The sequence below is a fragment of the Pseudomonas gingeri genome (assembly GCF_013385425.1).
Taxonomy (GTDB): Bacteria; Pseudomonadota; Gammaproteobacteria; order Pseudomonadales; family Pseudomonadaceae; genus Aquipseudomonas; species Aquipseudomonas gingeri_D.
The window spans coordinates 94,377-120,878 of the sequence record NZ_JACAQA010000002.1; the positions used below are offsets into that span (position 1 = coordinate 94,377).

The 26,502-nt window shown below is 61.9% G+C and carries 19 protein-coding genes; 15 read left to right on the forward strand and 4 right to left on the reverse strand.

Features of this window, described 5'->3' with window-relative positions; translation table 11 throughout:
• Positions 1 to 81: 81 nt before the first annotated feature.
• From HX830_RS00950 to HX830_RS00960, 3 genes are read left to right on the forward strand one after another with little or no spacing between them, the layout of a single operon-like run.
• Positions 82 to 1,839, forward strand: coding sequence for a flavin monoamine oxidase family protein (locus HX830_RS00950; RefSeq protein ID WP_177098684.1), 1,758 nt, complete (start codon positions 82 to 84; stop codon positions 1,837 to 1,839).
• Complete coding sequence (locus tag HX830_RS00955) at positions 1,826 to 3,505, forward strand: alpha-keto acid decarboxylase family protein (protein WP_177098685.1); 1,680 nt, start codon at positions 1,826 to 1,828, stop codon at positions 3,503 to 3,505. The genes HX830_RS00950 and HX830_RS00955 overlap by 14 nt, the downstream gene beginning before the upstream one ends.
• Positions 3,506 to 3,521: 16 nt before the next feature.
• On the forward strand, positions 3,522 to 5,555 hold the full coding sequence (locus HX830_RS00960; protein WP_177098686.1) for a hypothetical protein: 2,034 nt from the start codon (positions 3,522 to 3,524) through the stop codon (positions 5,553 to 5,555).
• Here the strand turns inward: HX830_RS00960 and HX830_RS00965 are convergent.
• Both HX830_RS00965 and HX830_RS00970 read right to left on the reverse strand, forming a co-directional pair.
• Positions 5,552 to 5,962, reverse strand: a complete 411-nt coding sequence (locus HX830_RS00965; RefSeq protein WP_152741899.1) for a PA0061/PA0062 family lipoprotein — start codon at positions 5,960 to 5,962, stop codon at positions 5,552 to 5,554. The two genes, HX830_RS00960 and HX830_RS00965, sit on opposite strands and share 4 nt — an antisense overlap.
• Before the next feature lie 37 nt (positions 5,963 to 5,999).
• Complete coding sequence (locus HX830_RS00970) at positions 6,000 to 6,404, reverse strand: PA0061/PA0062 family lipoprotein (RefSeq protein WP_103497002.1); 405 nt, start codon at positions 6,402 to 6,404, stop codon at positions 6,000 to 6,002.
• Positions 6,405 to 6,623: 219 nt separating this feature from the next.
• Between HX830_RS00970 and HX830_RS00975 the strand changes: the two genes are divergently transcribed.
• From HX830_RS00975 to HX830_RS01010, 8 genes are all read left to right on the forward strand, one after another.
• Positions 6,624 to 9,842: an efflux RND transporter permease subunit gene (locus HX830_RS00975; RefSeq protein ID WP_177098687.1), complete on the forward strand. Its 3,219-nt coding sequence runs from the start codon at positions 6,624 to 6,626 to the stop codon at positions 9,840 to 9,842.
• Positions 9,835 to 10,998 (forward strand): efflux RND transporter periplasmic adaptor subunit, encoded by a 1,164-nt coding sequence (locus HX830_RS00980; protein WP_177098688.1) that lies wholly within the window; start codon positions 9,835 to 9,837, stop codon positions 10,996 to 10,998. The genes HX830_RS00975 and HX830_RS00980 overlap by 8 nt, the downstream gene beginning before the upstream one ends.
• Positions 10,982 to 12,403, forward strand: a complete 1,422-nt coding sequence (locus HX830_RS00985) for an efflux transporter outer membrane subunit (protein WP_177098689.1) — start codon at positions 10,982 to 10,984, stop codon at positions 12,401 to 12,403. The genes HX830_RS00980 and HX830_RS00985 overlap by 17 nt, the downstream gene beginning before the upstream one ends.
• A 409-nt stretch (positions 12,404 to 12,812) precedes the next feature.
• Positions 12,813 to 13,328, forward strand: coding sequence for an Hcp family type VI secretion system effector (locus tag HX830_RS00990; protein WP_152741903.1), 516 nt, complete (start codon positions 12,813 to 12,815; stop codon positions 13,326 to 13,328).
• A 140-nt stretch (positions 13,329 to 13,468) separates the two neighbouring features.
• Positions 13,469 to 15,499 carry a type VI secretion system Vgr family protein gene (tssI, locus tag HX830_RS00995; protein ID WP_177098690.1) on the forward strand — a complete coding sequence of 677 codons (2,031 nt, stop codon included), beginning with the start codon at positions 13,469 to 13,471 and terminating at the stop codon, positions 15,497 to 15,499.
• Positions 15,489 to 16,259 carry a DUF4123 domain-containing protein gene (locus HX830_RS01000; protein ID WP_177098691.1) on the forward strand — a complete coding sequence of 257 codons (771 nt, stop codon included), beginning with the start codon at positions 15,489 to 15,491 and terminating at the stop codon, positions 16,257 to 16,259. The genes tssI and HX830_RS01000 overlap by 11 nt, the downstream gene beginning before the upstream one ends.
• Positions 16,256 to 20,974, forward strand: a complete 4,719-nt coding sequence (locus HX830_RS01005) for an RHS repeat-associated core domain-containing protein (RefSeq protein ID WP_177098692.1) — start codon at positions 16,256 to 16,258, stop codon at positions 20,972 to 20,974. The genes HX830_RS01000 and HX830_RS01005 overlap by 4 nt, the downstream gene beginning before the upstream one ends.
• 1 nt (position 20,975) lies before the next feature.
• Positions 20,976 to 21,368 carry a hypothetical protein gene (locus tag HX830_RS01010; RefSeq protein WP_177098693.1) on the forward strand — a complete coding sequence of 131 codons (393 nt, stop codon included), beginning with the start codon at positions 20,976 to 20,978 and terminating at the stop codon, positions 21,366 to 21,368.
• 143 nt (positions 21,369 to 21,511) lie between these two features.
• On the opposite strand, the gene HX830_RS01015 is transcribed toward HX830_RS01010, so the two are convergent.
• The gene (locus HX830_RS01015; protein ID WP_100943821.1) at positions 21,512 to 21,946 is read right to left on the reverse strand and encodes a rhodanese-like domain-containing protein; all 435 of its coding nucleotides are present in this window, start codon (positions 21,944 to 21,946) and stop codon (positions 21,512 to 21,514) included.
• A 99-nt stretch (positions 21,947 to 22,045) separates the two neighbouring features.
• Between HX830_RS01015 and ftrA the strand changes: the two genes are divergently transcribed.
• A complete protein-coding gene (ftrA, locus tag HX830_RS01020) occupies positions 22,046 to 23,014 on the forward strand; it encodes a transcriptional regulator FtrA (protein WP_177098694.1) in 969 nt (322 codons plus the stop codon).
• Between the two features lie 22 nt (positions 23,015 to 23,036).
• Positions 23,037 to 23,678: a LysE family translocator gene (locus tag HX830_RS01025; RefSeq protein WP_177098695.1), complete on the forward strand. Its 642-nt coding sequence runs from the start codon at positions 23,037 to 23,039 to the stop codon at positions 23,676 to 23,678.
• A gap of 1 nt (position 23,679) precedes the next feature.
• Here the strand turns inward: HX830_RS01025 and HX830_RS01030 are convergent, their stop codons facing one another.
• The gene (locus tag HX830_RS01030; protein ID WP_152741908.1) at positions 23,680 to 24,279 is read right to left on the reverse strand and encodes a flavin reductase family protein; all 600 of its coding nucleotides are present in this window, start codon (positions 24,277 to 24,279) and stop codon (positions 23,680 to 23,682) included.
• Positions 24,280 to 24,478: 199 nt separating this feature from the next.
• On the opposite strand from HX830_RS01030, the gene HX830_RS01035 reads away from it, so the two are divergent.
• Positions 24,479 to 25,180, forward strand: a complete 702-nt coding sequence (locus HX830_RS01035; RefSeq protein WP_177098696.1) for a 2OG-Fe(II) oxygenase — start codon at positions 24,479 to 24,481, stop codon at positions 25,178 to 25,180.
• A gap of 105 nt (positions 25,181 to 25,285) precedes the next feature.
• Positions 25,286 to 26,350 (forward strand): bifunctional DNA-binding transcriptional regulator/O6-methylguanine-DNA methyltransferase Ada, encoded by a 1,065-nt coding sequence (gene ada, locus HX830_RS01040; RefSeq protein ID WP_152739343.1) that lies wholly within the window; start codon positions 25,286 to 25,288, stop codon positions 26,348 to 26,350.
• The last annotated feature ends 152 nt before the right edge of the window (positions 26,351 to 26,502 follow it).

The following is a 26,502-nucleotide window of genomic DNA, read 5'->3' on the forward strand; positions in this document are numbered from 1 at the left end:
ACTGGCATTTCGGCAAAACTCGACAATACTTGGTCGCGATCGGAATGCTCAGTCACTCTTCTCCTCGAAATGGAGTTCGCCATGAAGTCGCAAGAACTGGAACTTGATGTGGCGGTGGTCGGCGGTGGCGTCTCAGGTTGCTACAGCGCCTGGCGACTGCAGCAGGTTCATGGCGATACGCAGAACATTGCCTTGTTCGAATACAGCGACCGGATCGGCGGACGCCTGTTCAGTATCACCCTGCCAGGCTTGCCCAATGTGGTCGCCGAGGTCGGCGGCATGCGCTACATCCCGGGCCCTGACGGCCATGTGGTGGTGGACAGCCTGGTCAAGCACCTCAAGCTGCCCAGCCAGGATTTCCCCATGGGCGCGCCCAAGCCGGTCTATTCGAAGAACAACCTGTTCTACCTGCGCGGCAAGCGCTTCCGTTATCGCGACTTCGTCGAAGCCCCGGAAAAAATCCCCTACGACCTGGCCTGGTCCGAGCGCGGCTTCTGCCCCGAGGACTTGCAGGTCAAGGTGATGAACTACGTCTACCCCGGCTTCGACAAACTCAACCTGTGCCAGCAGATGCAGGTCAGCGTGTTCGGCAAGGAAATCTGGCGGTACGGCTTCTGGGACCTGCTCTACCGGGTGATGAGCAATGAGGGTTACCAGTTCATGAAGGATGCCGGCGGCTATGACGCCAATGTCGCCAACGCCAGCGCCGTGACCCAGCTTCCGGCCACCGAATACAAGGACACCACCGAGTTCCTGACCCTGACCAAGGGTTTCCAGAGCCTGCCCCTGACCCTGGCGGCAAAGTTCGCCAAGCTGCCCGGAAAACTGCCGGGCAAGCAGCGGGTACAGATGAACCAGCGGCTGACCGCCATCAGCTACGCCAAGGACGCCGACTTCCCCTACCGCCTGCACTTCCAGGCCACCACCACGGTGGACGGCAGTACCCGCGACAGCGGCGGCCAGTCCGTGGTCAAGGCGAAGAAAATCATCCTGGCCATGCCCCGCCGGTCCCTGGAACTGATCGACTCGCCGTTCTTCAGCGATCCCTGGCTCAAGGACAATCTCGGCTCGGTGCTGGTGCAATCGGCCTTCAAACTCTTCCTCGCCTACGAGCAACCCTGGTGGCGCGCCCTCGGCTTGGTGGCCGGGCGTTCGGTCACCGACCTGCCGGTGCGGCAGATCTACTACATGGGCACCGAATGCGAGCAGAAAGGCGGCGAGCCGACACTCAACTCGTTGCTGATGGCCTCCTACAACGACATCGGCACCGTGCCGTTCTGGAAAGGCCTGGAAGGCGGTGCGCCCTTTGTTGGCCACACGCCTGTCAACCTGGCCGGCCTGCTCAAGTCCGAACCGGTGGTGCCCAGGACCCAGTTCACCGTCAGCGACGAAATGGTCCGGGTAGCGCAGATGCAGGTCACCCAGGTCCATGACCAGGTGGAACTGCCGCGTCCCTACTCGGCGGTCTATCACGCTTGGGACGCCGACCCGTACGGCGGCGGCTGGCATGAATGGAAAGCCAATTACCGGCTCGACCAGATCATCTGCCGCATGCGCCGGCCGGTGGAAAACCAGCAGATCCATATCGTCGGCGAGGCCTACTCCTATGGCCAGGGCTGGGTCGAAGGCGCCCTGACCGTGGCCGAATCGACACTCCAGGACTTCTTCGGGCTCAAGCGTCCGACCTGGTTACCCAAGCACTACGCCCTGCTGCCAGTGCCGACACCCGACGGTTGTGCCCTGCAACCGGGCCAGCGCCCGGCCTGCAAGGACTGCGCGGACACCCTGAATGAAGTGACTCAATTTGCCTATAAGGGGATCGACCATGGCAATACGTAGAGACTTTACTGTCGCTGACTACCTGCTGGCACGACTCCTTCAACTGGGTGTGCACAAGGTGTTCCAGGTCCCCGGCGATTATGTGTCGGGATTTATGGATGCCCTGGAGAAGTCCGCCGATATCCAGCCGGTCGGCGAAGTCAATGAAATGAGTGCCGCCTACGCCGCCGACGGTTACGCCCGTTATGCCGGGATCGGCGCGGTATCGCTGCAATACGGTGTCGGCACCTTCAGCGCGGTGAATGCCATTGCCGGCGCCTATGTCGAGCGCAATCCGGTGGTGGTTATCAGTGCCAGTCCGTCGGCGAAGAATCGCCAGATCATCTGGGCGGCGGACGTCCTGTTCCACCACTCCACCGGCGACCTGGACGTCGGGCGCAAGGTGTTCGAGAACATCACCGTCGCCTGCGAACTGCTGGACGACAGCCGCACCGCACCGGCACTGATCGACCGGGCGCTGGTCGCCGCCATCAGCCAGCGCCGGCCGATCTACCTGGAAGCCTGGCAGAACGTCTGGGGCGAACCTTGCGAGGAACCCGTCGGCGAACTGTCTCCCGTGCCGGCCGCCTGCGATCTGCTGTCCCTGGAAGCGGCGGTCGAGACCTCGGTGCAACGCCTGCGCGAGGCGAAAAAGCCGTTGATCATGCTCGGCATCGAGATCGCCCGTTTCGGCCTGCAAAAGCAGGCGCTGCACCTGATCGAAGCCAGCGGCCTGTCGTTCACCACCTCATTGGAAGCCAAGACCGTTGTCGACGAAAACCACCCGCAATTTATCGGCACCTATGCCGGTACCGCCTCTCGGCTGTGGACCCAGGAGCTGGTGGACCAGACCGATTGCATCCTGGCCATCGGGGTCATCTTCACCGACGACTACCTGCAACTGCTGAAAAAGGATTTCGGCCAGATCATCCTGGTCAACACCCAGCTGGCCCGCACCGGCTTGCAGTACTACCCCCATGTTCCGCTGCCGCAGTACCTCACCGCGCTGACCAGCGCACTCGGCCTGGACGATGATTTCCCGCTGCCCCTGCGCCCGCGCGAACCACTCTCGCCGCTGCTCAAGGCAACCGACCATGACACGCCCCTGAGTTACGAGCGGTTCCTCGACACCCTCGCCGATTTCGCCCGGGAGCAACGCCTGTGGGACAACAGCGCGCTGATCCTCGGTGAAAGCTCGGCGCTGTACGCCGCCAGCAATATCATGGGCATGCCCGAGAACAGCTTTGTCGCGGATGCCATCTGGGGTTCCCTCGGTCACGAGACCGGCTGTGCCCTGGGAGTGGCCATGGGTGGCCAGCGCCGGCCGCTGGTGGTCGCCGGCGACGGCGGCTTCATGATGATGTGCCAGTCGCTGTCGACCCTGGTGCGCAATCGCGTGAATGCCGTGGTGTTCGTCATGAGCAACGAGGTCTACGCCATCGAGCAGGCCTTTGTGAACATCAACGCCTTCAAGGAACACGGCGAGTTCGCAGCGTTCGACATCCTGCCCAGCTGGGATTACCTGGCCTTGGCCCAGGGTTTCGGCGCCAAGGGCTACAAGGTCTCGACCCTGGGTGAGTTGCGCGAACTGCTGCTCAAACTGCTGGTGATCGACGAGACCGTGCTGGTCCAAGTGGTCATTCCGCAAAAAGACCTTGCGCCCCAGATCGAACGACTCGCGTCCTGAAAGGAGCATTCACTACATGGCTGTATTGCGTCTTGCTGTCGCTGCCCTGCTGCTCACCGGCCTGTCCGTGGCCCAGGCCCATACCCACGGGCCTGAAACGGCCGAAACTCCGAAACGTTTCACACCCGTCTCGCCGGACACCCCGTACCTCGAAGTCCTGCACCAATGCGTCAGCCAGAAGGACACCGAACAGGGCCAGTTGCTCTCGGGCCTGGGCGGCACGCGCTACCCCATGGTCAGCCTGAAGGACGCCGACCGGGTCGAAGCTTTCTATAGCCAGGGCATGGCCCTGCAATACGGCTTCAATTTCTCCGAAGCAATCCGCGCCTTCTACCAGGCCAGCCGTTTCGACGAAGGTTCGGCGATGCCTTATTGGGGTATTGCCCTGTCGGCCAACTCCAATATCAACAGCGACGCCACTCCCGGTTGCGACCAACTGGCCTATCGCTCGGCGCAGATTGCACTGGAGCACGCCAATGCTCGCCTCAAGGACCCGGACGCCAAGGCCCGTTTCAGCGAAGGGCAGTTGCAGCGTGAAGTCGATTACGCCAAGGCGTTCCTCAGCGCCTATACCCTCAAGGACGGCCAGGTCAGCCTCGACGGCGACGGCAAACAGCACTACGCCGACGCCATGAAAGAACTGTCGCAGACCTATTTCGACGACCTCGATGCCGCCACCCTCTACGCCGACGCCCTGCTCAATCTGACACCCTGGAAATGGTGGGACGGCGAGGAGGCGGTCTCCGATCAGGTCCACCCGACGCCGGCGGCCTATCAGGCGCTGCAAGTGCTCAACCGCGTACTGGTGCAGGACAAGCTGCACACCGGTGCCAATCACTTCTATATCCACGCCATCGAGGAGTCGCCGTTCCCCGACAACGGGTTGCCCATGGCCAATCGCTTCCGCGACCAGAATCCGGCCATCGGCCACCTGGTGCACATGGCCTCGCATATCTACCAGCGCACCGGCAATAACGCCCTGGCCAGCGTCGCCAACTACACGGCGGTTTCGGTGGACCGGGCCTACGCCCATCAGGTCGGCCCGCAGAGCCCCTACCCGTTGCATTACCTGGGCCACAACATTCACTTCCTGATCTGGACCCTGTCCATCGAAGGCCGTCGGAACGAAGCCATGAACATGGCCGAGGAACTGGTGGAGAACACCACGCAGTATTCGGCGCTGGAGTTCCTCTGCAAGCAGTACCCCGACGAGATCCGCACCAAGTCGGACTACTTCTATGCCGTGCCCTATTACTTTGCCGTGCGCTTCCAGGACTGGGCAGCGCTGGAGCGTATCGAACCGAAGATCGAGCAGGGTCTGAAGACCATCAACGAGACCTGCACCCAGGCCGACAAGGATTGGCAGCCACTGACCGCGCCTTACACCCGGGTAATGGCCGCTTATGCCAAGGCTTATCGGCAGTTGGCCGAGGACGGGGCGGACAAGGAGAAGGTCAACGACGCGCTCAAGGGCTACTGGCAGGCGGTGACCGATACCCTGAAAGCCTCACCGGCTCTCAACTACGGCAACAACAAGGCCTCGGAGCTGTTTCGCATCGCCAACCTGATCCTGCTGAACAAGGCCCAGGACAGCAGCCACGGCAAGCTGGACTTGGCGTCACTGCGGGAAACCGCTGCGAAGGTGTTTGGCAAGGATCCCTCACAGGCCTTGGCCACTGACCTCAAGTCACTCCAGGGCGATAACCAGGAACAGATCATCGGCGCCTGGCGCAAGGCGGTCTCCATCCAGGACGCACTGAGCTATAACGAGCCGCCGGACTGGTATTACACCTTGCGTGAGTCCCTGGGCTACGCACTGTTGGCCCAGGGCAAGGCGGCCGAAGCCGAGAAGGTTTTCCGTGAAGACCTGATGGGCAATCGCCTCAGTGGTCGTTCGCTCAACGGGCTGAAGCTCAGCCTGCAACAACAGCCTGACAAGCCGGTGCCGGCGCTGCTCGACAAACAACTGCAGACCGCCTGGCGCAACGCAACCATCAGCGCCGCGCCGTCAGGCTTCACCACACAAGCGGTTCTGAAAGCCGGCGACTAGCCCGGCAGGCACTGGAAGTCGCCGGTCTCGGCGACTTGCTTGCCATGGGAGTCCATCAGGCGCGCGTTGACTTCCTGGCCCAGGCTCGACTCCACCAGCTTGTAGTGCTCGCCGGCCTTGAACTGGTTGAAGCTGACTTCACCCGAACAATCCTGCTGGTTGCCATCGCCCCACGGCATTTCCACCAGCATCACGTCCAGCTTGTGGGCGCCAGGTGGCACTTCGAAGAAACGCCCGTCATCGATTTTCTTGCCATCGACCTTCTCGGCGAGCATGTCGTTCGGCGCTTCATTTTGCAGACCGATCCAGGCTTCGCTCGGATCCGCTTTCGGCATCGGGCCGGCACACGCGGACAGCAGAAAAGCCAGGCCCAGGGTTGGAATCAGCATCAGGGGTTTGAATGTCATGGTGTTCTACCTCAAAAAATGAAAAAGCTGTCAGCGGTTAAATGCAGGAAAACTTCCTGGAATGGGCCACGGTCACGCCTTGGTCGTTCACCAGCTCAGCCCCTACATCCGCACCCGATCCCGACTCCACCAGGTGATAGCGCTTGCCGGCCTTGAACTGGTCGTAGTCCACCTGACCGGTGCACTCGGGCTGTTCGGTATTGCCGTTGGCCCCCTGGACCAGGAGCACTTTCAGATCGTGCTTGCCCGGCGCCACTTCGAAGTAGCGGCCGTCATCGACGCGCTTGCCATCCACACGCTCTGCCAGCAGGTCGTCGCTCGACTCCTGCCCCAGGCCGATCCAGGCTTCGCTCGGATCAGCCTTGGGCACTGGCGCTGCGCAGGCAGACAGCAGGCAAACCAGTCCAAGGGTCGAAATCAGCATCAGCGGCTTAAGTGTCATTGAATGAATTCCTCTCATCTTCAAGTGCTTTATCGCTGGACGGAAAGTCCGTCTAATCGAGGCAAAGAGTGGCGGACTAGAGGCTTTTGCACAAATGAACACACATGAAGGGATTTTCAGTCCTTATCTAAAAGATCCTTCATGTTGGTGAAAGCCAAACGTTAAGTTCCAGACGCAAGACTGCCGGTGTTTGCAATTCCACTCCCCGGAGGTTCAGGCATGCTCGGGCTGGTAAAGACCGCACTGCTCAAGCCCTACACGTTTATCGTGTTGGCGATATTCATCTGCATCATCGGGCCGCTGGCGGCCATGCGTACCCCCACCGATGTGTTTCCCGATATCGGTATCCCGGTGGTCGCAGTGGTCTGGCAATACAACGGCCTGTCCCCAGAGGACATGGCCGGCCGGGTGATCTACACCTACGAACGCTCCTTGAGCTCCACGGTCAACGACATCGAACATATCGAGTCGCAATCGCTACCTGGCATGGGCATCGTCAAGATCTTCTTTCAGCCGGGAGTGGACATCCGCACCGCCAACGCCCAGGTGACCGCGGTCTCGCAGACCGTGCTCAAGCAAATGCCGCCAGGGATCACCCCGCCGCTGATCCTCAACTACAGCGCCTCGACGGTGCCGATCCTGCAGATGGCGTTTTCCAGTCCGACGCTGTCTGAAGCGAAGATTCGTGACCTGGTACAGAACAATATCCGCCTGCCACTGACCTCCGTTCCGGGCCTGGCAATTCCGACGCCGATGGGCGGCAAGCAACGCCAGATCACCCTCGACCTCGATCCCCAGGCGCTGGCCGCCAAGGGCCTCTCGGCGCAGGATGTGGGCAATGCCCTGGCCGCGCAGAACCAGATCATTCCGGTGGGTACCGCCAAACTCGGCCCCTACGAATACACCGTGCTGCTGAACAACAGCCCGAAAGTCATCGAAGAACTCAACGACCTGCCGATCAAAACCGTCGACGGCGCCCTGATCACCATCGGCCAGGTGGCCCACGTGCGTGACGGCTCGCCGCCACAGACCAATATCGTGCGGGTCGATGGCCGCCGCGCGGTGCTGATGCCGGCGATGAAGAACGGCAATATTTCCACCCTGTCGATCGTCGACAACATCCGCAACATGCTGCCGCTGATCAATGAAACCCTGCCGCCGGAGCTCAAGACCTCGCTGCTGGGCGACGCTTCGGTGTTCGTCAAGCAGTCGGTGGGCAGCGTGGCCCGCGAAGGCATCATCGCCGCCCTGCTGACCAGTGCGATGATCCTGCTGTTCCTTGGCAGCTGGCGCTCGACCCTGATCATCACCGCCTCGATTCCATTGGCGGTGCTCTCGGCCATCGCCCTGCTGGCCGCCACCGGCCAGACCCTCAACGTCATGACCCTCGGTGGTCTGGCGCTGGCGGTGGGGATCCTGGTGGACGATGCGACGGTGACCATCGAGAACATCAACTGGCACCTGGAACAGGGCAAGGCGGTCAACGATGCGATCCTCGACGGCGCGAAACAGATCGTCGGCCCGGCCTTCGTTTCGCTGCTGTGTATCTGCATCGTGTTCGTACCGATGTTCATACTGCAAGGCATCGCCGGCTTCCTGTTCCGGCCGATGGCCCTGGCGGTGATCTTCGCCATGGCCAGTTCCTTCCTCCTCTCGCGGACCCTGGTGCCGACCCTGGCGATGTTCCTGCTCAAGCCCCATATGGTCGAGGGCGGCAGCGGTCATCATCCCGAAGATGAATTTATCAACCATCACGAAGGCGAACAGCACCGCAAGCCACGCAACCGCCTGCTGCAAGGCGCACTGAATTTCCAGCAGGGCTTCGAGCGCGGCTTCTCCACGGTACGTGACGTCTACCATGGCCTGCTGACCCTGGCGCTGGGTTGCCGCAAGCGCTTCCTGCTGGGTTTCCTCGCCTGTGTGCTGGCCTCCTTCAGCCTGCTGCCGAGCCTGGGCGAGGACTTCTTCCCGGCCACCGACGCCGGTGCCCTGGCCCTGCACGTACGCCTGCCGCTGGGTACACGAATCGAAGAAAGCGCCGCGACCTTCGACCGTATCGAAGCACGGATCCGCGAGGTGATTCCCGCCGAGGAACTGGACAACATCGTCGACAACATCGGTATTCCGTTGAGCGGTATCGACATGGCCTATAGCAGCAGCGGCACCATCGGCCCGCAGGATGGCGATATCCAGGTCACCCTCAAGGCCGATCACCAGCCCACCGCCGACTACGTGAAAAAACTGCGCACGGCTTTGCCGGAAAGCTTCCCCGGCAGCCAGTTCGCCTTCCTCCCGGCGGATATCAGCAGCCAGATCCTCAACTTCGGCGCACCGGCCCCGCTGGACGTGAAAATCTCCGGACGCAGTGCCGAGGAAAACCGCGTCTTCGCCCTCGAACTGCAACGACGCCTGCAACACGTACCGGGGATCGCCGACCTGCGGATCCAACAATCGGTCGGCTACCCGTCGCTGGAAGTGAAGGTCGACCGCATGCGCGCCAAGGGCCTGGGCATTACCGAGCGTGACGTCACCAACAGCATGGTCGCCTCCCTGGCCGGCAGCTCCCAGGTGGCGCCGACCTTCTGGCTCAACCCGGCCAACGGCGTATCCTATGGCGTGGTCGCGGCCACTCCGCAATACCGCCTGGACAGCCTGCCATCGCTGGAAGCACTGCCGGTCACCGGTAGCAACGGCCAGTCGCAGATCCTCGGCGGCCTGGCGACCATCAATCGGGTGCAGAGCCCTGCGGTGGTCACCCACTACAACATCCAGCCGACCCTGGACATCTACGCCAGCGTGCAAGGCCGAGACCTCGGCGCGGTGGCCCATGACATCCAGAAGATCCTCGACGATGCCTCGTCCTTGCGGCCCAAGGGCGCGATTGTCAGCCTGCACGGACAGATCGACGCCCTCCATGAAGCCTTCGGTGGCCTGAGCTTCGGCCTGCTCGGCGCGGTGGTGCTGATCTACCTGCTGATCGTGGTCAACTTCCAGTCCTGGGTCGACCCGTTCGTGATCATCACCGCCCTGCCCGCGGCCCTCGCCGGGATTGTCTGGATGCTGTTCTTGAGCGGCACCTCGCTGTCGGTGCCGGCCCTGACCGGGGCCATCCTCTGCATGGGCGTGGCCACCGCCAACTCGATCCTGGTGGTGAGCTTCTGTCGCGAACGCCTGGCCGAACACGGCGATGCCCTCAAGGCCGCCCTGGAAGCCGGCTACACCCGTTTCCGTCCGGTTTGCATGACGGCCCTGGCGATGATCATCGGCATGTTGCCGCTGGCCCTTTCCGAAGAACAGAACGCCCCCCTCGGACGCGCCGTGATCGGCGGTCTGATCCTGGCGACCACTGCCACCCTGCTGTTCGTCCCCGTGGTGTTCAGCCTGGTGCATGGCCGCCGACCTATTCGCGCCGTAGCTGGAGAAAACACCCATGACTGATCGCAAACCTTCGGGCAAACGCCTGCTTTACATGGGCGTCGGCGGTCTGACCCTGGCCGCCTTGCTGGTCGCCAACGGGATTGCCGCGCGAACCCGCCACGAAAAATCCGTGACCGCCTGGACCGAATCCGCCGCCATCCCCATGGTCAGCGTCTTCAAGCCGGCGCAGAACGCCGCCGGCGACACCCTGCGCCTGCCGGCCCACCTCGAAGCCTGGAGCAAGGCGCCGATCCATGCACGGGTCAGCGGTTACCTGAAGGACTGGAAAACCGACATCGGCAGCCAGGTCAAGGCCGGCCAGATACTCGCCGAAATCGACAGCCCGGATCTCGACCAGCAGGTCGCCCAGGCCCATGCCCACCTGGTGCAGGAACAGGCCAATGCGCGCCTGGCCGAAACCACCGCCACCCGTTGGCAGAACCTGGTGGCGACCCATTCGGTATCACGCCAGGAGGCCGATGAAAAAAGCTCCAATGCCGCCGCGGCCAAGGCCAATGTCGAAGCCGCCGCCGCCGACTACGCGCGGCTGTCGGCACTGGAAGCGTACAAGACCATTCGCGCGCCCTTCGCCGGCACCATCACCGCCCGCAACACCGATATCGGCCAGCTGATCAAGGCCGACAACGACAGCGATCCGGAACTGTTCGACATCGCCGACACCCATCAACTGCGGCTCTACGTACCGATTCCGCAGAACTACGCCAGCGTGATCCGTCCCGGTCTCGAGGTGAAGCTGACGGTGCCGGAACATCCGGGCCAGCAGTTCAACGCAAAATTGCTGGGCAACTCCACCGCGATCGACTCGCGCTCCGGCACCCTGCTGGCGCAGTTCGTCGCCGAGAACCCGGACAACGTCCTGCTGCCCGGCGACTATGCCGAGGCGACCCTGCCGATCCCGGCGGACACCAACGGCGTCAGCATTCCGGCCAGCGCCTTGATCTTCCGTGCCCAGGGCACCCAGGTGGCGGTGCTGGACGCCCAGTCCCATGTGCACCTGCGTGACATCCACATCGGCCTGGACCTGGGCGAGCGCCTGGTCATCGACCAGGGCCTGAAACCCGCCGACACCGTGATCGACAACCCGCCGGACGCCCTGCGCGAAGGCGACCCGGTGAAACTCGCCGACGCCGGAGGCCAACATGTCCCCAAGGCTTAAGCTCAGCGCCTGGCTCTTGATGATCGCGGCCTTGCAGGGTTGCTCCCTGGCGCCGACCTACAAGCCGCCGCAACTCGACTTGCCGGAGCACTATCGCGAACAGACCAGCGACGGCCCATGGCACCTGGCACAACCGGGCGACAAGCTGTCGGAACAATGGTGGTCGCTGTTCCAGGACTCACACCTCAACGACCTGCAGCAGCGCCTGCTCAAGGCCAACCCTGACCTGGCCGCCGCCCTGGCGCACTACGACGGTGCCCAGGCCTATGCGAGCCAGTTGCATGCCGGGCTGTTCCCGCAGATCAGCGCCAGCGCGCAGCCCCTGCGCCAGCGCCAATCGGACAATCGCCCGTTACGCGGCAGCACCCAGCCGGCGGTATACAACAGCAACACCGCAGGCTTTGCGCTGAACTTCGACCTCGACCTGTGGGGACGGATTCGCAACCAGGTGGCCGCCGGCGATGCCCAGGCCCAGGCCTCCGGCGACGACCTGGCGGTGGCGCGCCTGAGCCTGCAACAGCAATTGGCGACCTTGTATATCCAGCTCAACGGCCTGGACGCCCAGAGTCGGATTCTCAGCAGTTCCCTGGATGACTACACCCAGGCGCTGCAACTGACCCGTGACCGCTACCAGGGCCAGATCGCTTCGGAACTCGACCTGACCCGTGCCCAGAGCCAACTGGCCGAGGCCCAGGCACAACTGGACGACGTGCGCGGCCAACGCAACCTGGCCGAACACGCGATAGCCGAGCTGGTGGGTGAACCGGCCAGTGATTTCCAGTTACCGCCGACCCAGGCAATCCTGACCATTCCCAAGGTACCCGGCGCCCTGCCCAGTGGCTTGCTGCAACGCCGTCCGGATATCGCCGCGGCGGAACGCCGGGTGTTTGCCGCCAATGCCGGGATCGGCGTGGCCAAGGCCGCCTGGTACCCGGACTTCAGCCTGACCGGCCTGCTCGGCGGCCAGACCCAGGGCAGCGGCAGCCTGCTGTCGACGGGTAATCGCTACTGGGCGTTGGGGCCGCTGGTCAACCTGCCGATCTTCGACGGCGGTCGTCTCAGTGCCCAGGAGCATCAGGCCAAGGCCGAATTCGACGAGGCTTCGGCCCATTACCGCAGCCAGGTCCTGCGCGCGGTGCGCGAAGTCGAGGACAACCTGGCGCAACTGCGCGACTTGCAGCGCGAGGCCCTGGATGAGCAAGCGGCGGTCAATGCCGCGCAGAACACCCAGACCCTGGCGATGAACAGCTACCAGGCCGGGGCCGTGAACTACCTGGATGTGGTGACGGCGCAGACGGCGGCACTGCAGACCCAGCGGCAGTTGCAGGCGTTGCAGACCCGACAGCTGCAGGCCAGCATCGGCCTGATGACCGCGTTGGGTGGTGGTTGGAGCGCCCAGGGCTGAACGCGGTTCCTGTAGGAGCCAGCTTGCCGGCGATTGCGATGTCACCTTCGCCACCGCTATCGCTGGCAAGCCAGCTCCTACAGGTCTCGTGGCGTACGAGAGACCTCGTTTCCTGACTGCGCAACTTCTGTCCCACCACTGGGATGAAAAACACCGCCTCCAGCTCCGCAGCGCCTGCAACACAAGGCCCCCATCCATCTGGCAACTTCCTGCCCGCTCATGCGCAACACCTTGCGCACTTTTCCTGAAGAAACACCCTTTAAATCTATAAATTTTCTAGAAAATCAAAGTAACTAGTTGTTTTTAAACAAAAACTAAAGAACAGGCACAACTCTTGATCTGTAGACCTGCGAACCCATCGAGTTTCCCTTGATGGCAAACAGCACCTCTTCGGACAAGGAATTCATCCATGCCAACACCTGCCTACCTGACCCTGCAGGGCACCAAGCAAGGCCTGATCACCGCGGGTACCTTTACCCAGGACTCGGTCGGAAACATCTACCAGGAAGGTCATGAAGACCAGATCCTGGTCCAGGGCTTCGCCCACGACGTCACCATCCCCCGCGACCCGCAGTCCGGGCAACCGACCGGCCAGCGCGTGCACCAGCCGCTGATGATCAGCAAGGTCTTCGACAAGTCCTCGCCGCTGATCTTCAGCGCCCTGACCAGCGGGGAAAAACTGACCAAATGCCGCCTGGAGTGGTACCGCACCTCCTCCTCCGGCACCCAGGAACACTATTTCACCATCGAGCTGGAAGACGCCATCGTCGTCGACGTGAAATCGCGCATGCCCAACTGCCAGGACCCGAACCAGGCGCACTTCACCCATCTGGAAGACGTGTTCTTCAGCTACCGCAAGATCACCTGGACCCACGAAGTTGCGGGCACCTCAGCCTCCGATGACTGGCGCTCCCCGGTGATCTGATTGCCCTTTGGCGTCGTTCGGCCTGGCCGACGACGCCTTCCACCGTTCCCTCAAACCTTATGGCGCGCCGCGGCTTCGGCATTGGCGAAGGTTTCGTACGGCCCTGATTTCACGCCAAAGGGTTTTCCAAGGAGGAATCCATGCCAGTGCCAGCCAATCAACCTCGCTTCAGCCTGACGATCGAGGACTTCGAACACCCACTGCAGATCGCCGCCTTCAACGGCCGTGAAGCCCTTAACCAGCCCTTCAGCTTCGATCTGGAGTTGGTAGGCGAACGGGATCTCGATCTGCAAAGCCTGCTGCACAAGCAAGCCTTTCTCAGACTCTGCCCCTCGGGGGCGGGTATCCACGGGCAGTTCCATCGCGTCGCCCAGGGAGCACGGGGCAGGCGCCTGGCGCAATACCAGGTCAGCCTGCGCCCACGCCTTGCCGACCTCGAACACCGTATCAACCAGCGCATCTTCCAGCACCTCAGTACCCCGCAAATCATCGCGCGGGTGCTCAATGACCACGGCCTGTTCTGCAACCACTACCGCTTCCACCTCGGTGGCCACTACCCGGAGCGGGAATACTGCGTGCAGTACCGGGAGTCCGACCTGCATTTCATCCAGCGTCTGTGCGAAGAAGAAGGCCTGCATTTCCACTTCCAGCATGATCCCGGCGGCCACACCCTGGTGTTCGGCGACGACCAGGCGTTTTTCCCCACACAAGCGCCTCGGCGCTATCAAACAGACAGTGGCCTGGCAACATCGACCACGGTCATCAAGCACTTCAACGTGCGCCTGGAAACCCGAAGCAGCGGCGTCGCGCGACGGGATTACGACTTCGAGAATCCCGGCCGGCCCCTTGAACAGATCAGTCGCGGCGAACAGCTGCCAGATCTCGAGGACTATGCCTTCCCGGCGCTCGGTATCGACCCGCGGCATCGTAAACAACGGGCTCAACGAGCCCTGGAGCGACACCGCTGCACCTTCCGCCAAGCCCAGGGCCGAAGCGATATCCCCGTTCTGTCGAGCGGCCATCTGCTGACGCTCAGCGAACACCCGAACGACGACTGGAATGCCCTCTGGCTGTTGACCGAAATCAACCACGAAGGCCGGCAACCGCAAGTCCTGGAAGAGCTCACCGCCACCGCCAACACGGCGGACGGCTTCCGGCAGGGCTATCGAAACAGCTTCCGCGCCCTGCCCGGCGACACGCCTTTTCGCCCCGCACCGAGCCACCCGAAACCACGCATCGATGGCAGCCAGACCGCCGTGGTCACGGGTCCGCCGGGCGAAGAGATCCATTGCGATGCCCATGGCCGGATCAAGGTGCAGTTCCACTGGGATCGGGCTGCGCCCCACAACGACTCCAGCAGTGGCTGGTTGAGGGTCGCCTCGGCCTGGGCCGGAAACGGCCATGGTGCGCTGAGCCTCCCCCGTGTCGGCATGGAAGTGCTGGTGAGTTTTCTCGAAGGCGACCCGGATCAGCCGCTGATTACCGGTTGCCTGCACCATGGGCGCAACCGACCGCCCTACGAGTTACCCGCCCACAAGACCCGCAGCGTCTTCAAGACCCTCAGTTCACCCGGCGGTGGCGGCTTCAACGAGCTGCGCATCGAAGACCGCAAGGGCCAGGAGCATATCTACCTGCACGCCCAGCGTGACTGGCAACAGGTGGTCGAACACGACCAGTTCATCCAGATCGGTCATGAACGCCACGACAGCGTGACCGCCAACAGCTACCGCGAACTCAAGGCCGACGAACATCGCAGCACCTCGGCCGATCGCAAGACCGAGGTAGGGGCCGACGATCACCTGAATATCGGCCAGAGCCGGCATATGCGACTCGGCCACGGCTATCTGCTCCAGGCCGCCGAGGAGATCCACCTCAAAAGCGGTGCCCGGGTGGTGATCGAGGCCGGTAGCGAACTGACCCTCAAGGTCGGCGGCAGCTTTATCAGGATTGATGGCAGCGGCATCACCCTGAGCCCGGAACCGAACGCTGATACCGGGGCGGTGCCGGGTGTCGGCACTCGGGTTGCCACCTTGCTGCCCGGTCTGTTCCAGGCCATTGACCGCCCTCTCCCCACGGCGCCTTTGTCCATGGCGCAACTGACCACCCTGCTGCGTGGCGCAGCGTTCTGCGAAGAGTGCGAGAAGTGCAAGGCAGGTGTCTGTGAGCTCTGACCTCCTGACACCCGAGCGCTGGCTGGCCCAGGTCCCGCTTACCCCTCACGAACGGCTCTATCTGATACTCGGCGACGCCAGCGAGGCCAAGCCTCTGGCGGCCTTGCGCAAGATCGGCAGCCCACTGGCCCCCCTGCCGGTCTGGAGGGACACACCTTATGCCGATTGGTTTGAGGTGATGCCTTATGTCCTCGAACTCACGGCGCAAAGCCCGTTTCTGTCGTGGATAGCCGACACCGGCTACCAGGATTGGGGCTGGCTTGCGGTGTCGTCGAATACCCCGGAACAGCTTGTGGCGCACCTGCGCGGGCTGACCCAGGTGAAGCTGCCGACGGGCAACCCGGTGTTCTTCCGCTTCTGGGACGGCCGCCAATGGTTGCCGACCCTCGACTTTCTCGGCGCCGAGGCCGGTGAGCTGCTGCCGGGCGTGAGTCGCTATCTCATCAACGGCCAGGCGCGAACGCTCGCCACCGCGGTCAGGCGCGAAGCCAGGACCTTTCCCTGGTGGGAGGTTCCGCCGTTGCTGCTGGAACACCTGTCCGGGGCGAGCCCCGAAACCCTGATTGACAACAGCCTGCAGTGGCTGAGCGAAGACCATCCGGCGCTGTATGACGCCGCGCCCATCCCCCACCTGCGACACAAGATCGCCCGTTTCCTGGAGCGTTCGGCGCCCGGCCCGAACCGGCAGGACGCCCTGCTCGCCTACCTCACCCGGGAACTGGAGACTGGAGGGTTTCTGGCCAGGGAGGCCAACCGATGAACCGCATCGACTACATCGAAACACAACTCGACGATTTCAAGGACAGTCTGACGCTCTATCACCAGCAGACCCACAGTTGGTACGCCCAAGCACTGGATCAGGTCAGCCATGCCGCGGACCTGCCTTCACTGCTGAGTATGGACCGGGTCATCCGCTTCGGCGACAGCCACAAGGTCGTCGGTCTCCAGGACCGCGACTTCCTGTCCAATGTCGCACAGTGCCCGGACAGCGGCGTGCTGAACATCGAGAGCCTGTTCGAGTCGGTCCACGAGATTCCACTGGGCGATCTGCTGGTCGACGTCATCTCCGTCGACGGTGGTCCTGCGACCCCGATCCTGCTTGATGCCCAGGGCAAAGGCAGCTTCCAGGGCCAGCCGGGTCAGTTTTATCGGGTGCGGGTGCAAGGAGGCGTCACGTCCGAGCAGGTCGACGCCCTGTTCGCCGCCTACGCGGACCTGACCCAGGACCTGGAAACCTGGTTGCGTCGCGAATGGAGCGGCTTCAAACCGCAATGGTCGTCGCAGACCGCCTCGACGGCACTGCTGGCCGTCGGTGAAGGCCTGGCCAGCGGCAGTTGGGAAGCGATCAAGGGGGTATGGGAAGGGCTCGAGCTGGTGCTCGACATCCTCAAGGATCCCCTCGCCTATGTTGATCGCCTGGGCAGTGGTGCCCAGGAGCTGGCCGACCTCGCTCGACGGGCACCCGCCGTGATGGAAAAGGCCCTGTTGCTGGCCAGCGATGAAGCCGCGCTCTTTCTGTTGTTGCGCACCGCCGCGATCTGGCTGGCGTCGCTGCCGCCAAGCCAGCTCGCCGGAGACACCGCGCATGTTGTGGCGAGCACCCTGGTCTCCGTGCTGATCGACTTGCTTCTGGGGTTGGTGCTCACCGTCGCGGCGGCGGGAGCCGGTGTCGCCTATCTGGCCCTGCGCCTGAAGAAGTACGGCAGCCAGATGGTGGAAGCCGGCACCCGTTTTATCCAGGGCCTGTTCAACCTGCTCGATGGATTCATGGGTTATGTCGGTCGTTACAAGGCCGTGGCGGCTCGGGGTGTCGCGGGCGCACAAAAAAAGGGTGTCCTGCAGATGCGCTGGGACGGGCGCAAGAACGCCACGCTGCGCCAGACCGAACACCTCGACGACGTTCCGCGACAAGCCGGCAATCCCAACGGCCACAGCGCCGAGCGCGCGGACAAGACCCAGACCCAGGGTTGCCCGGTGTCGATGGTTACCGGGGAGGAACTGCTGACTCTGGTCGACGGCGAGCTGGACGGCCCCTTGCCGTTTTCCTGGAGCCGACTGTATCGCACCAGTGCCGTGGAAACCCGCCAGGGCCTCGGTCCGGGCTGGAGCCATGGACTGGCCCACAGCCTGAGGTTCGACGGTGACGACGTCATCTGGACCGATCAGGAAAACCGCTCCATCAGCTTCCCTCGTCCCAGTACCCAACGGCCGGCCATTCACAACAGCCTGAGCGAAGCGGCGATCTACCTGGGCGATACGCCCGATGAACTGATCCTGACCCAGGCCGGTAGCACGCCGTGGTTCTATCACTTCAAGTACGACCGGTACGGCGCCCGACTGTTTTCCCTGAGTGACCGACATGGCAATCGACTGAGCATCAGCCATGACCTCGAGGGCCGCATCCAGCGCTTGGACAACGGCCTCGGACGCGCCCTGCTGTTGCGTTACGACCGTAGCCGTATCGTCGCGGTCGAGTATCAGCAGGAACAGCCCGGCGCTTATCTCTCCGAAGGCTGGCAGACCTTGCGCACGCTGGTGCGCTATCGCTACGACGACCAGGGCCACCTGATCGAAGCCGCCAATGCCGTCGACGAGTGCGAGCGCTACGCCTATGACGAACATCACGTCATTCGTGAGCGCCAGTTGGCCGGCGGTGCCGCGTTCTACTGGGAGTGGCAAGGCGTGGGCAAGCGAGCCCGCTGCGTACGCCACTGGGCCAGTTTTGCGCAGATGGACAGCCGTTACACCTGGGGCGACGACGGCAGCGTTACCGCCCTGCATCTCGACGGCAGCGAAGAAGTCTTTGTCCACGATGAGCGGGCGCGGCTGATCCGCAAGGTCGATGCCGATGGCGCCGAGCAACACAAGGACTACGACGCCCAAGGCCGGCTGATTGCCGAAAAGGATGCCCTGGGCGCCATTACCGAATACCGCTACAGCGAAGCCGGCCGGCTGCTGGCCGTTATTCCGCCGGAAGACGAACCGACCTTCTACGAGTATCACAACGGCCATCTGTGCAGCGTGCAACGTGGCCAGGCACGCTGGAAATATGCCCGTAACCCACAGGGTGATATCACCCGCACGACCGACCCTGCGGGCCAGGTCACCGAGTATGAATACGAACGCCGGGGCCTGCTGAGCGAGATCCGTCATCCGGATGGCAGCCGGCACAGCCTCAGTTGGGACCGACTCGGGCATCTCTTGGAAGAACGCCTCCCCGACGGCAGCCTGCTGAAATACGGCTACGACGAACAAGGTCGGCAAACCAGCCGACAGGCAGCGGACGGGGCCGTCACCCGCTACACGTGGAACGCCATTGGCCGCCTGACCCAGGTTGAAATGCCCGGCGGGGCCAAGCGCCGCTTCAGCTACAACGCCTACGGCAAGATCACCGCCGAAACCGATGAACTGGGGCGGGTGACCCGTTATGAATACGCGGACGACCTGCACCAGGTCAGTCGTCGCCTCAACCCCGATGGCAGCCAGCTGCGCTATCGCTACGACAACGCCCGGCTGCTGCTCAGCGAAATCGAGAACGAACGTGGCGAGCATTACCGCCTCGACTATTACCCCAACGGCCTGATCCGCGAGGAAACCGGCTTCGATGGCCGGCGCACAGCCTACGCCTACGACCTCAACGGCCATCTGCTGGAGAAAAAGGAGTTCGGCGACGATGGCAGCGAGCTCGTCACCGGCTACCAACGCGACAGTACTGGACGCTTGCGGCTCAAGAGCCTCGCCGATGGCCAGAAGATCCACTATCACTACGATGGGCTGGGCCGTCTGGTCAGCGTCGATGACGGGCACTGGCCGCTGACCTACGGCTACGACAACCAGGATCGCCTGACCAGCGAACACCAGGGTTGGGCTACGCAGCGTTATCGCTACGATGCCGTGGGACAGTTGATTCACTGCCGTTTGCCGGACGGCAACCTGATCGATTATCGCTACTTACCGGGCGGGAGACTGATCGGTGTCGACCTCAACGGCCGGCACCTGACCCGCCACCGCTTCGAGGCCGGACGCGAGCGCCTGCGCCAACAGGGTCAGTTGCTCAGCCATTACCGTTACGACGAACAAGGTCGGCTGCTGAAACACCGCCTCAGCCAGGACAATAGCGGGCGTTACCAGCGTTTCTACGCCTATGAAGCCAACGGCAATCTGGCGAGTATCGACGACAGCCGCCACGGCCTGCGCCGTTACCAGTACGACCCGCTGGATCGACTGAGTGAAGTCCGTGGCGATCCCTGCGAACGTTTTGTCCACGATCCCGCCGGCAACCTGCTGGGCGATAGTCCACGCATGGCGCGAACCCGCGGCAACCGTCTGCTGTTCCGTGGTCATAGCCATTTCGACTATGACGCCTTTGGCAATCTGGTCCGTGAACGCAATGTGAGCGAGCCACAGCTCGTTACCGAATACCGCTATGACTGCCAGCACCGACTGGCCGGCGTCAGCCTGCCGGATGGCAGCACGGTCAGCTACCGCTACGACGCCTTTGGCCGCCGTATTGCCAAGACCTGCGCGGGCCGGACCACCGAATACCTCTGGCAAGGCGACCGGCTGATTGCCGAAAGCGGCCCGGCACATTACCGCAGTTACCTGTACGAGCCGGACAGTTTCCGGCCCCTGGCCCTGCTCAATGGCGAGGGGCCGGAGCAGGTCGAGGCGTTCCATTACCAACTCGACCACCTGGGTACACCGCAGGAGCTGACGGACGAAGCCGGCAATATCCGCTGGGCGGCGCGCTACCACGCCTATGGCCGGATAGCCCACCTCGACCGCGCGGATATCGACAACCCGCTGCGTTTCCAGGGCCAGTATTTCGATACAGAAACCGGCTTACACTACAACCGGCATCGCTACTACAATCCCGAAACCGGCCGCTACCTCACCCCCGACCCGATCAAACTGGCCGGCGGGCTAAACAGCTACCAGTACGCGCCCAACCCTACGGGGTGGGTGGATCCGTTGGGGTTGAGCTGTGACTGTCCTGGTTCAGACAAAAAGAAAAACGACACAACCCGCTCTCAAGGACCTGATGTCGAGAGCGGAGAGCCAAAGAGTCCAGAGGCCGGTGGAGATAAAAAATATCTCTATCGGGGAGAAAACAAATACCGCCCCAGTGAAATTTTTGAGAGCGGATTCACAAGCAAAGGCGATAGTACGGACCTTTACCTACATGCATTGAATAGCAAAGACCCACTAAGCAACTTCATAAGCACCTCCACATCAAAGGACGTCGCAATAGATTTTGCAACCAATTTCAGAACTAAAAAAGGATATTTGTTTACACTCAAAAAAATTCATGGCCGCGACGTAAACAAAGAGCTTGGAAAACATTCGGAGTACCAATATGAAATGGAGATAGCCATACCAAATCGTATCAACAGCGAAGACATTTTAGGCGCGACCCCACTAAAATCAGATGGGAGCTACGTCGGACACTCCATACCAAACCCTCGGAGAAAGTAAATTGAAACCCATAAAAATCAAAATACTTATCAACAATGAAAAGCAGACTGCAACTTTAGCATGCAACACCAAAACAACATCCATGAAGCTCATCATAGATGGCGCCCCTGAAGAAACTTACATCGCCGACGACTTCTATGAGTGCCTCGGAAAAATCAGAAAAGAACATCAAAATATAACCTTTCTCTGTAAGGGCTCAAAAATAAATGTTCGCCCATCGAGCATGTCATCACAAATGTCCCTTGGAATAAAAGCGTATGAATTGACACTAGGAAAACCGTCTTCACCAAAAGATTTAGTAGACATTTTTGACTACGAGGAAAACGACCTCACCAACAGCCGAGAAGAACAGGAAGCCTTCTATATGAAATGGCGCGAGACACCAAAATCTTGAAATTTAAAATCGATGATATTTTATTTTTCAGTCACAAAAACAAGAAAAATATAACTGCAACTAATTTGGCACCAGAAAAGACTCCTCAGCAAAAATCCCGATGACTGCTCACCGGGACCACACATCAACTACAAACCAAAATCTCAACACGCACAAGCAACCCCTCCCTCCCGTTGCAGTGCCTGCTCACCCACCAGGCTGAAGCCTTCATCCAGCCATCCCATCACCCCACCCATCATCTCCTTCACCGGATACTCGAGCGCAGCCAGTTTCACCGCCGCACGGTGGGCGCCGTTGCAATGCGGGCCCGCGCAATAGACCACAAACAAGGTGTCCCGCGGGTATGACGCCAGGTACTCGGCGGTCATCAACCGATGGGGCATATTGATCGCCCCGGGCACATGCCCCTGTGCAAAGGCCGACTCGCCCCGCACATCCACCAGCACGAAATCCAGCTCGCCACCCTGCTGGCTGGCATGCACGTCGGAACAGTCAGTTTCCAGGGTCAGGCGGTGACTGAAATGCTTCAGGGCAATCGCCGAAGAGGCGGCAGGGATACTACGAACCAGGCTTGCCATGGTGTGGATGCTCCAATCAGTGGGTGTGAGAACACTTTATCCAGCGCGCCGTTATCGCTACAGTGGCGCACAAGACACTTACTGGTAAGTTTCCGCCATATGACTTCCTTTCCCGGCCTGGTCGCGATCCTGGCATACGATGGCCTCTGCACTTTCGAATTCGGCATCGCCGTGGAGATCTTCGGCTTGCCACGCCCCGAGTTCGACTTTCCCTGGTATGAACACCGTATCGTCGGCGTCGATTCAGGGCCGATGCGGGCCATGGGCGGTATCCAGGTGCTGGCCGACGGAGGGCTGGAACAACTTGACGACGCCCGAACCCTGATCGTTCCCGGCTGGCGCAGTCGTACCGAGCCACCTCCTGCGCCACTTATCGAGGCCTTGCAACAGGCTCACGCCCGAGGTGCGCGGATCGTTTCCATTTGTTCAGGGGTGTTCGTACTGGCTGCGGCCGGTCTGTTGAATGGTCGACAGGCAACCACCCACTGGCGTTACACAGAAGAACTCGCTCAGCGCTTTCCCGCCATCGAGGTGAATCCCGACGTGTTGTATGTCGACGCCGGGCAAGTCATCACCTCGGCCGGCAGCACGGCCGGTATCGATGCCTGCCTGCATCTGGTCGCTCGTGACTTCGGCACCCAGGTGGCCAATACCGTGGCCCGGCGACTAGTCATGTCGCCTCAGCGTACCGGTGGCCAGGCGCAATTCATTCCGGCACCGGTCGGTCGTACGCCACGCAATGATCTGTCACGGGTCATGCAATGGGCCCGGGAACGCCTGCATGAACCGCTGGAGGTCCGCCAGCTCGCCAGCGAGGCCGCCATGAGCGAACGCACCTTCCTGCGACGCTTCAGCGAGGCAACCGGCATCACGCCCAAAGCCTGGTTGCAGCACGAACGACTGGCCAGGGCCCGAGAATTACTGGAAAGTGGCAATGAAAGCAGCGATCGTATCGCCGAACAATGCGGTTATCGCTCCGTCGAAAGTTTCCGGGTTGCGTTTCGCAGCCTGGTCGGTTTGCCACCTTCGGTTTATCGCGAGCGCTTCGGGCAGGCACAACGAGATTGAACAACACTGAGGCACGTACCGTATGGATACCCAGAACCTGATGTATGCCGGCCCCCTGATCTCCCTCGCCCTGCTCTGGGCCGTTGCCGTGGTCACGCCAGGGCCGAATTTCTTCACCACCGCCCAACTCGCCGCCGGTAACTCGCGCAAGCATGGCGTGGTCTGCGCGCTGGGTGTCGCCACGGGTACCATCCTCTGGGGCCTGGCCGGTGGGCTGGGGGTCAAGTCGCTGTTCACCGCCGCACCATCGCTGTACCTGGTACTGAAGATCGCCGGTGGCGCCTACCTGATCTACCTCGGTGTAAAGCTGTTCCTGCGCAAACACCCCGCCAGCGCCGGCCGGCAACCCACACTCCACGAACCCAAACGCAGCCTGCTCTCGGCCTATGACCGGGGCCTGCTGGGCAATATGACCAATCCCAAGTCGGCGCTGTTCGTCGCGACCATCTTCGCCACCACCATGCCCAGCTCCCCGTCCGCGCCGCTGCTGGCCATGGCCGTCGCGATCATGAGCAGCCTGTCCTTCTGCTGGTACTCCAGCGTGGCCCTGGTGTTTGCCAGTACGCGGATGTCAGCCTTCTACAGCCGCTGCCGCAAAGGCCTGGATCGTTTCGCCGGGACTTGCTACCTGCTGTTCGGCGCCCATCTGATGGCCAGCCGCTGAGTCAGGGCCGCAGAATCTCACCATCCACCGCGTCGCCGATTTTCAGGAAATGCCCGCCGGCGACGTGGTGCAAGGTACGCAACGCGTCATGCCCCTCAAAATGCCAGCGCCCCTCGCTGAACACCCGCGAATCAGCCTGGGCTGAAATCACTTCGGCCAGGAACAGGTCGTACTGTTCGTGGTTGTGCGGCTCCGGCAACAAGCGACACTCCAACCAGGCGACACAGCCCTCCAGCATCGGCGCATCGATCTTCTCAGCCTTGAAGGTTTCCAGGCCGTAGGCATCGAACTTGTCGCGGCTATGACTCTGGGTCAGCTCCAGGCCGGAAGTCGTACCGACGGTTTGCACGACATCGGCTTGGGCAACGCAAGGCACGTTGATCACAAAAGTCCCCGAGGCCTCCAGCAGACGCCGCGTCCAGGTGGACTTGTCGATCACCACCGCGACCTTCGGTGGCTCGAAGTCCAACGGCATGGCCCAGGCGGCCGCCATGATATTGCGCTGGCCATCGTGGGCAGCGCTGACCAGCACCGTAGGACCGTGATTGAGCAGGCGATAGGCTTTGGACAATGGCACGGCGAGACGATGATGGGCGGACATGAGCAATGTTTCCTGGCAAAAATACAGAGTGGACATCCTAGGGGAGCACGCCAGGGAAACACAGCCCCTCTCGGGCAAAGAAACTGCATCGTTCCATGTCTGCCGCTACCCGGAAAATTCAACCGCAAGAGTCGGAGTGTTTGGCCCCAGCGGCCTTTCTAGACTGCAAGCCTCACCGGATATGCCCCGAGGCAAGCTCATGCACACCCGAATACAATCACTGGATTGGCCGGCGATCCGCCGCGACCTGGACCAGCAAGGCAACGCCCTGTTGCCCAACCTCCTCAGCCCCGAAGAATGTCTGGAACTCGCCGCCCTGTACCCGCGCAAAGCGTCTTTTCGCTCCCGGGTCGTCATGGCCCGCCACGGTTTTGGCCAGGGCGAATACCAATACTTCGCCTACCCACTTCCGCCACTGGTCCAGCAACTTCGCACCGACCTCTATCCGCCGCTGGCAACGATTGCCAATGACTGGAACGAACGCATGCAAATAGCCGGATCGTTTCCCGAAACACACCAGGCCCTGCTCCAACGTTGTCATGACGCCGGCCAGCAACGCCCCACCCCATTACTGCTGCAATATGCAGCCGGAGACTACAACTGCCTGCACCAGGACCTCTACGGCGAACAGGTGTTTCCGCTGCAAGTCGCCATTCTGCTGTCCCGACCAGAAGAAGACTTCAGCGGCGGCGAGTTCGTCCTCACCGAGCAGCGCCCACGCATGCAGAGCCGCCCCCAGGTGGTCCCGCTGAAACAGGGCGACGCAGTGATCTTTGCCGTGTCCCAGCGCCCGGTTCACGGCACGCGGGGGTTCTATCGCGTAAATATGCGCCATGGCGTCAGCCGCGTGAATGCAGGCCAGCGGCATACCCTGGGCATCATCTTTCATGACGCCACCTGACATCCCGCTCACAGTCAGTAGAATTCAACCGCAAGACTCGGAGTTTTCCTGTCTCGCAGTGCCCCTAAGCTGAGCGAGAACTGAATCTTCCGACAGGAGAACACCATGAATACCTCGACCCAAGGAAACTCCATGGAACAGGATCCGCGCTGGCAAGCGGTACTGACACGGGACGCCAGCGCCGACGGCAGCTTCGTCTACGGCGTCAGAACCACGGGCGTGTATTGCCGCCCGAGCAGTGGCGCGCGTCGGCCCAATCCGGAAAATGTCGAGTTCTTCGATACCCCCGAGCAGGCCGAAGCTGCCGGCTACCGGCCAAGCCGGCGTGCCGCCGCCGACCAGACGTCGATCAACGAGCAACACCTGGCCCTGGTGACCCGGGCCTGCCAACTCATTGAAACGTCCGACACCCCACCCTCACTCAATCCCCTGGCCGAACAGTTGGGCCTGAGCCCTTTTCACTTCCATCGGGTCTTCAAGTCGGTCACCGGTCTGACACCCAAGGCCTACGCCACCGCTCATCGCGCCGGCAAACTACGGGCACAGTTGGCCCGGGGCGGCTCGGTCACCGAGGCCTTGTACGAAGCCGGCTTCAACGCCAGCAGCCGGTTCTACGAATCGTCCAATGGCGTGCTGGGCATGAAACCCAGCGACTATCGCGCTGGCGGTGCCAACACCGATATTCGCTTTGCCATCGGCGAGTGCTCGCTTGGGGCAATCCTGGTGGCACAGAGTGATCGAGGTGTCTGCGCGATCCTCCTCGGTGACGATCCGGATGCGCTGGCCAAGGACTTGCAGGACAAGTTCCCGCAGGCGCATTTCATTGGCGGCGACGCCGCCTTCGAGCAACTGATCGCCAAGGTGGTGGGTTTTATCGAAGCACCGGCCATTGGCCTGGATCTGCCGCTGGACCTGCGCGGTACAGCTTTTCAGGAACGGGTCTGGCAGGCACTGCGCAACATTCCAGTGGGCAGTACCGCGAGTTATGCCGAGATCGCACAGATGATCGGTGCGCCGAAATCCTTCCGCGCCGTGGCCCAGGCCTGTGGCGCCAACAGCCTGGCCGTGGCGATTCCCTGCCATCGGGTGGTGCGCAGCGACGGCAACCTGTCCGGTTATCGCTGGGGCGTGGAACGCAAACGGCAGTTGCTGGATCGGGAAGCGCAATAGGTTGCCACAACACAGGGTGTGCGGCGCTCCAACGCTGCCTCACCCCAGGCAGCACCCAGGATCGAATCCCTCGCCCCGAGAATAAAGATTGCAGGCTAACGATCTCCGCCTTTACCCTTCCCCACCCGCCTACCACCAAGGCTTCAGCTTCA

What these genes read in the sequence shown, in the direction of transcription:
- HX830_RS00950 (WP_177098684.1), top strand. Translation starts at nt 82, where the DNA reads ATGAAGTCGCAAGAACTGGAACTTGATGTGGCGGTGGTCGGCGGTGGC.
- HX830_RS00955 (WP_177098685.1), top strand. Translation starts at nt 1,826, where the DNA reads ATGGCAATACGTAGAGACTTTACTGTCGCTGACTACCTGCTGGCACGA.
- HX830_RS00960 (WP_177098686.1), top strand. Translation starts at nt 3,522, where the DNA reads ATGGCTGTATTGCGTCTTGCTGTCGCTGCCCTGCTGCTCACCGGCCTG.
- HX830_RS00965 (WP_152741899.1), bottom strand. Translation starts at nt 5,962, where the DNA reads ATGACATTCAAACCCCTGATGCTGATTCCAACCCTGGGCCTGGCTTTT.
- HX830_RS00970 (WP_103497002.1), bottom strand. Translation starts at nt 6,404, where the DNA reads ATGACACTTAAGCCGCTGATGCTGATTTCGACCCTTGGACTGGTTTGC.
- HX830_RS00975 (WP_177098687.1), top strand. Translation starts at nt 6,624, where the DNA reads ATGCTCGGGCTGGTAAAGACCGCACTGCTCAAGCCCTACACGTTTATC.
- HX830_RS00980 (WP_177098688.1), top strand. Translation starts at nt 9,835, where the DNA reads ATGACTGATCGCAAACCTTCGGGCAAACGCCTGCTTTACATGGGCGTC.
- HX830_RS00985 (WP_177098689.1), top strand. Translation starts at nt 10,982, where the DNA reads ATGTCCCCAAGGCTTAAGCTCAGCGCCTGGCTCTTGATGATCGCGGCC.
- HX830_RS00990 (WP_152741903.1), top strand. Translation starts at nt 12,813, where the DNA reads ATGCCAACACCTGCCTACCTGACCCTGCAGGGCACCAAGCAAGGCCTG.
- tssI (WP_177098690.1), top strand. Translation starts at nt 13,469, where the DNA reads ATGCCAGTGCCAGCCAATCAACCTCGCTTCAGCCTGACGATCGAGGAC.
- HX830_RS01005 (WP_177098692.1), top strand. Translation starts at nt 16,256, where the DNA reads ATGAACCGCATCGACTACATCGAAACACAACTCGACGATTTCAAGGAC.
- HX830_RS01015 (WP_100943821.1), bottom strand. Translation starts at nt 21,946, where the DNA reads ATGGCAAGCCTGGTTCGTAGTATCCCTGCCGCCTCTTCGGCGATTGCC.
- ftrA (WP_177098694.1), top strand. Translation starts at nt 22,046, where the DNA reads ATGACTTCCTTTCCCGGCCTGGTCGCGATCCTGGCATACGATGGCCTC.
- HX830_RS01025 (WP_177098695.1), top strand. Translation starts at nt 23,037, where the DNA reads ATGGATACCCAGAACCTGATGTATGCCGGCCCCCTGATCTCCCTCGCC.
- HX830_RS01030 (WP_152741908.1), bottom strand. Translation starts at nt 24,279, where the DNA reads ATGTCCGCCCATCATCGTCTCGCCGTGCCATTGTCCAAAGCCTATCGC.
- HX830_RS01035 (WP_177098696.1), top strand. Translation starts at nt 24,479, where the DNA reads ATGCACACCCGAATACAATCACTGGATTGGCCGGCGATCCGCCGCGAC.
- ada (WP_152739343.1), top strand. Translation starts at nt 25,286, where the DNA reads ATGAATACCTCGACCCAAGGAAACTCCATGGAACAGGATCCGCGCTGG.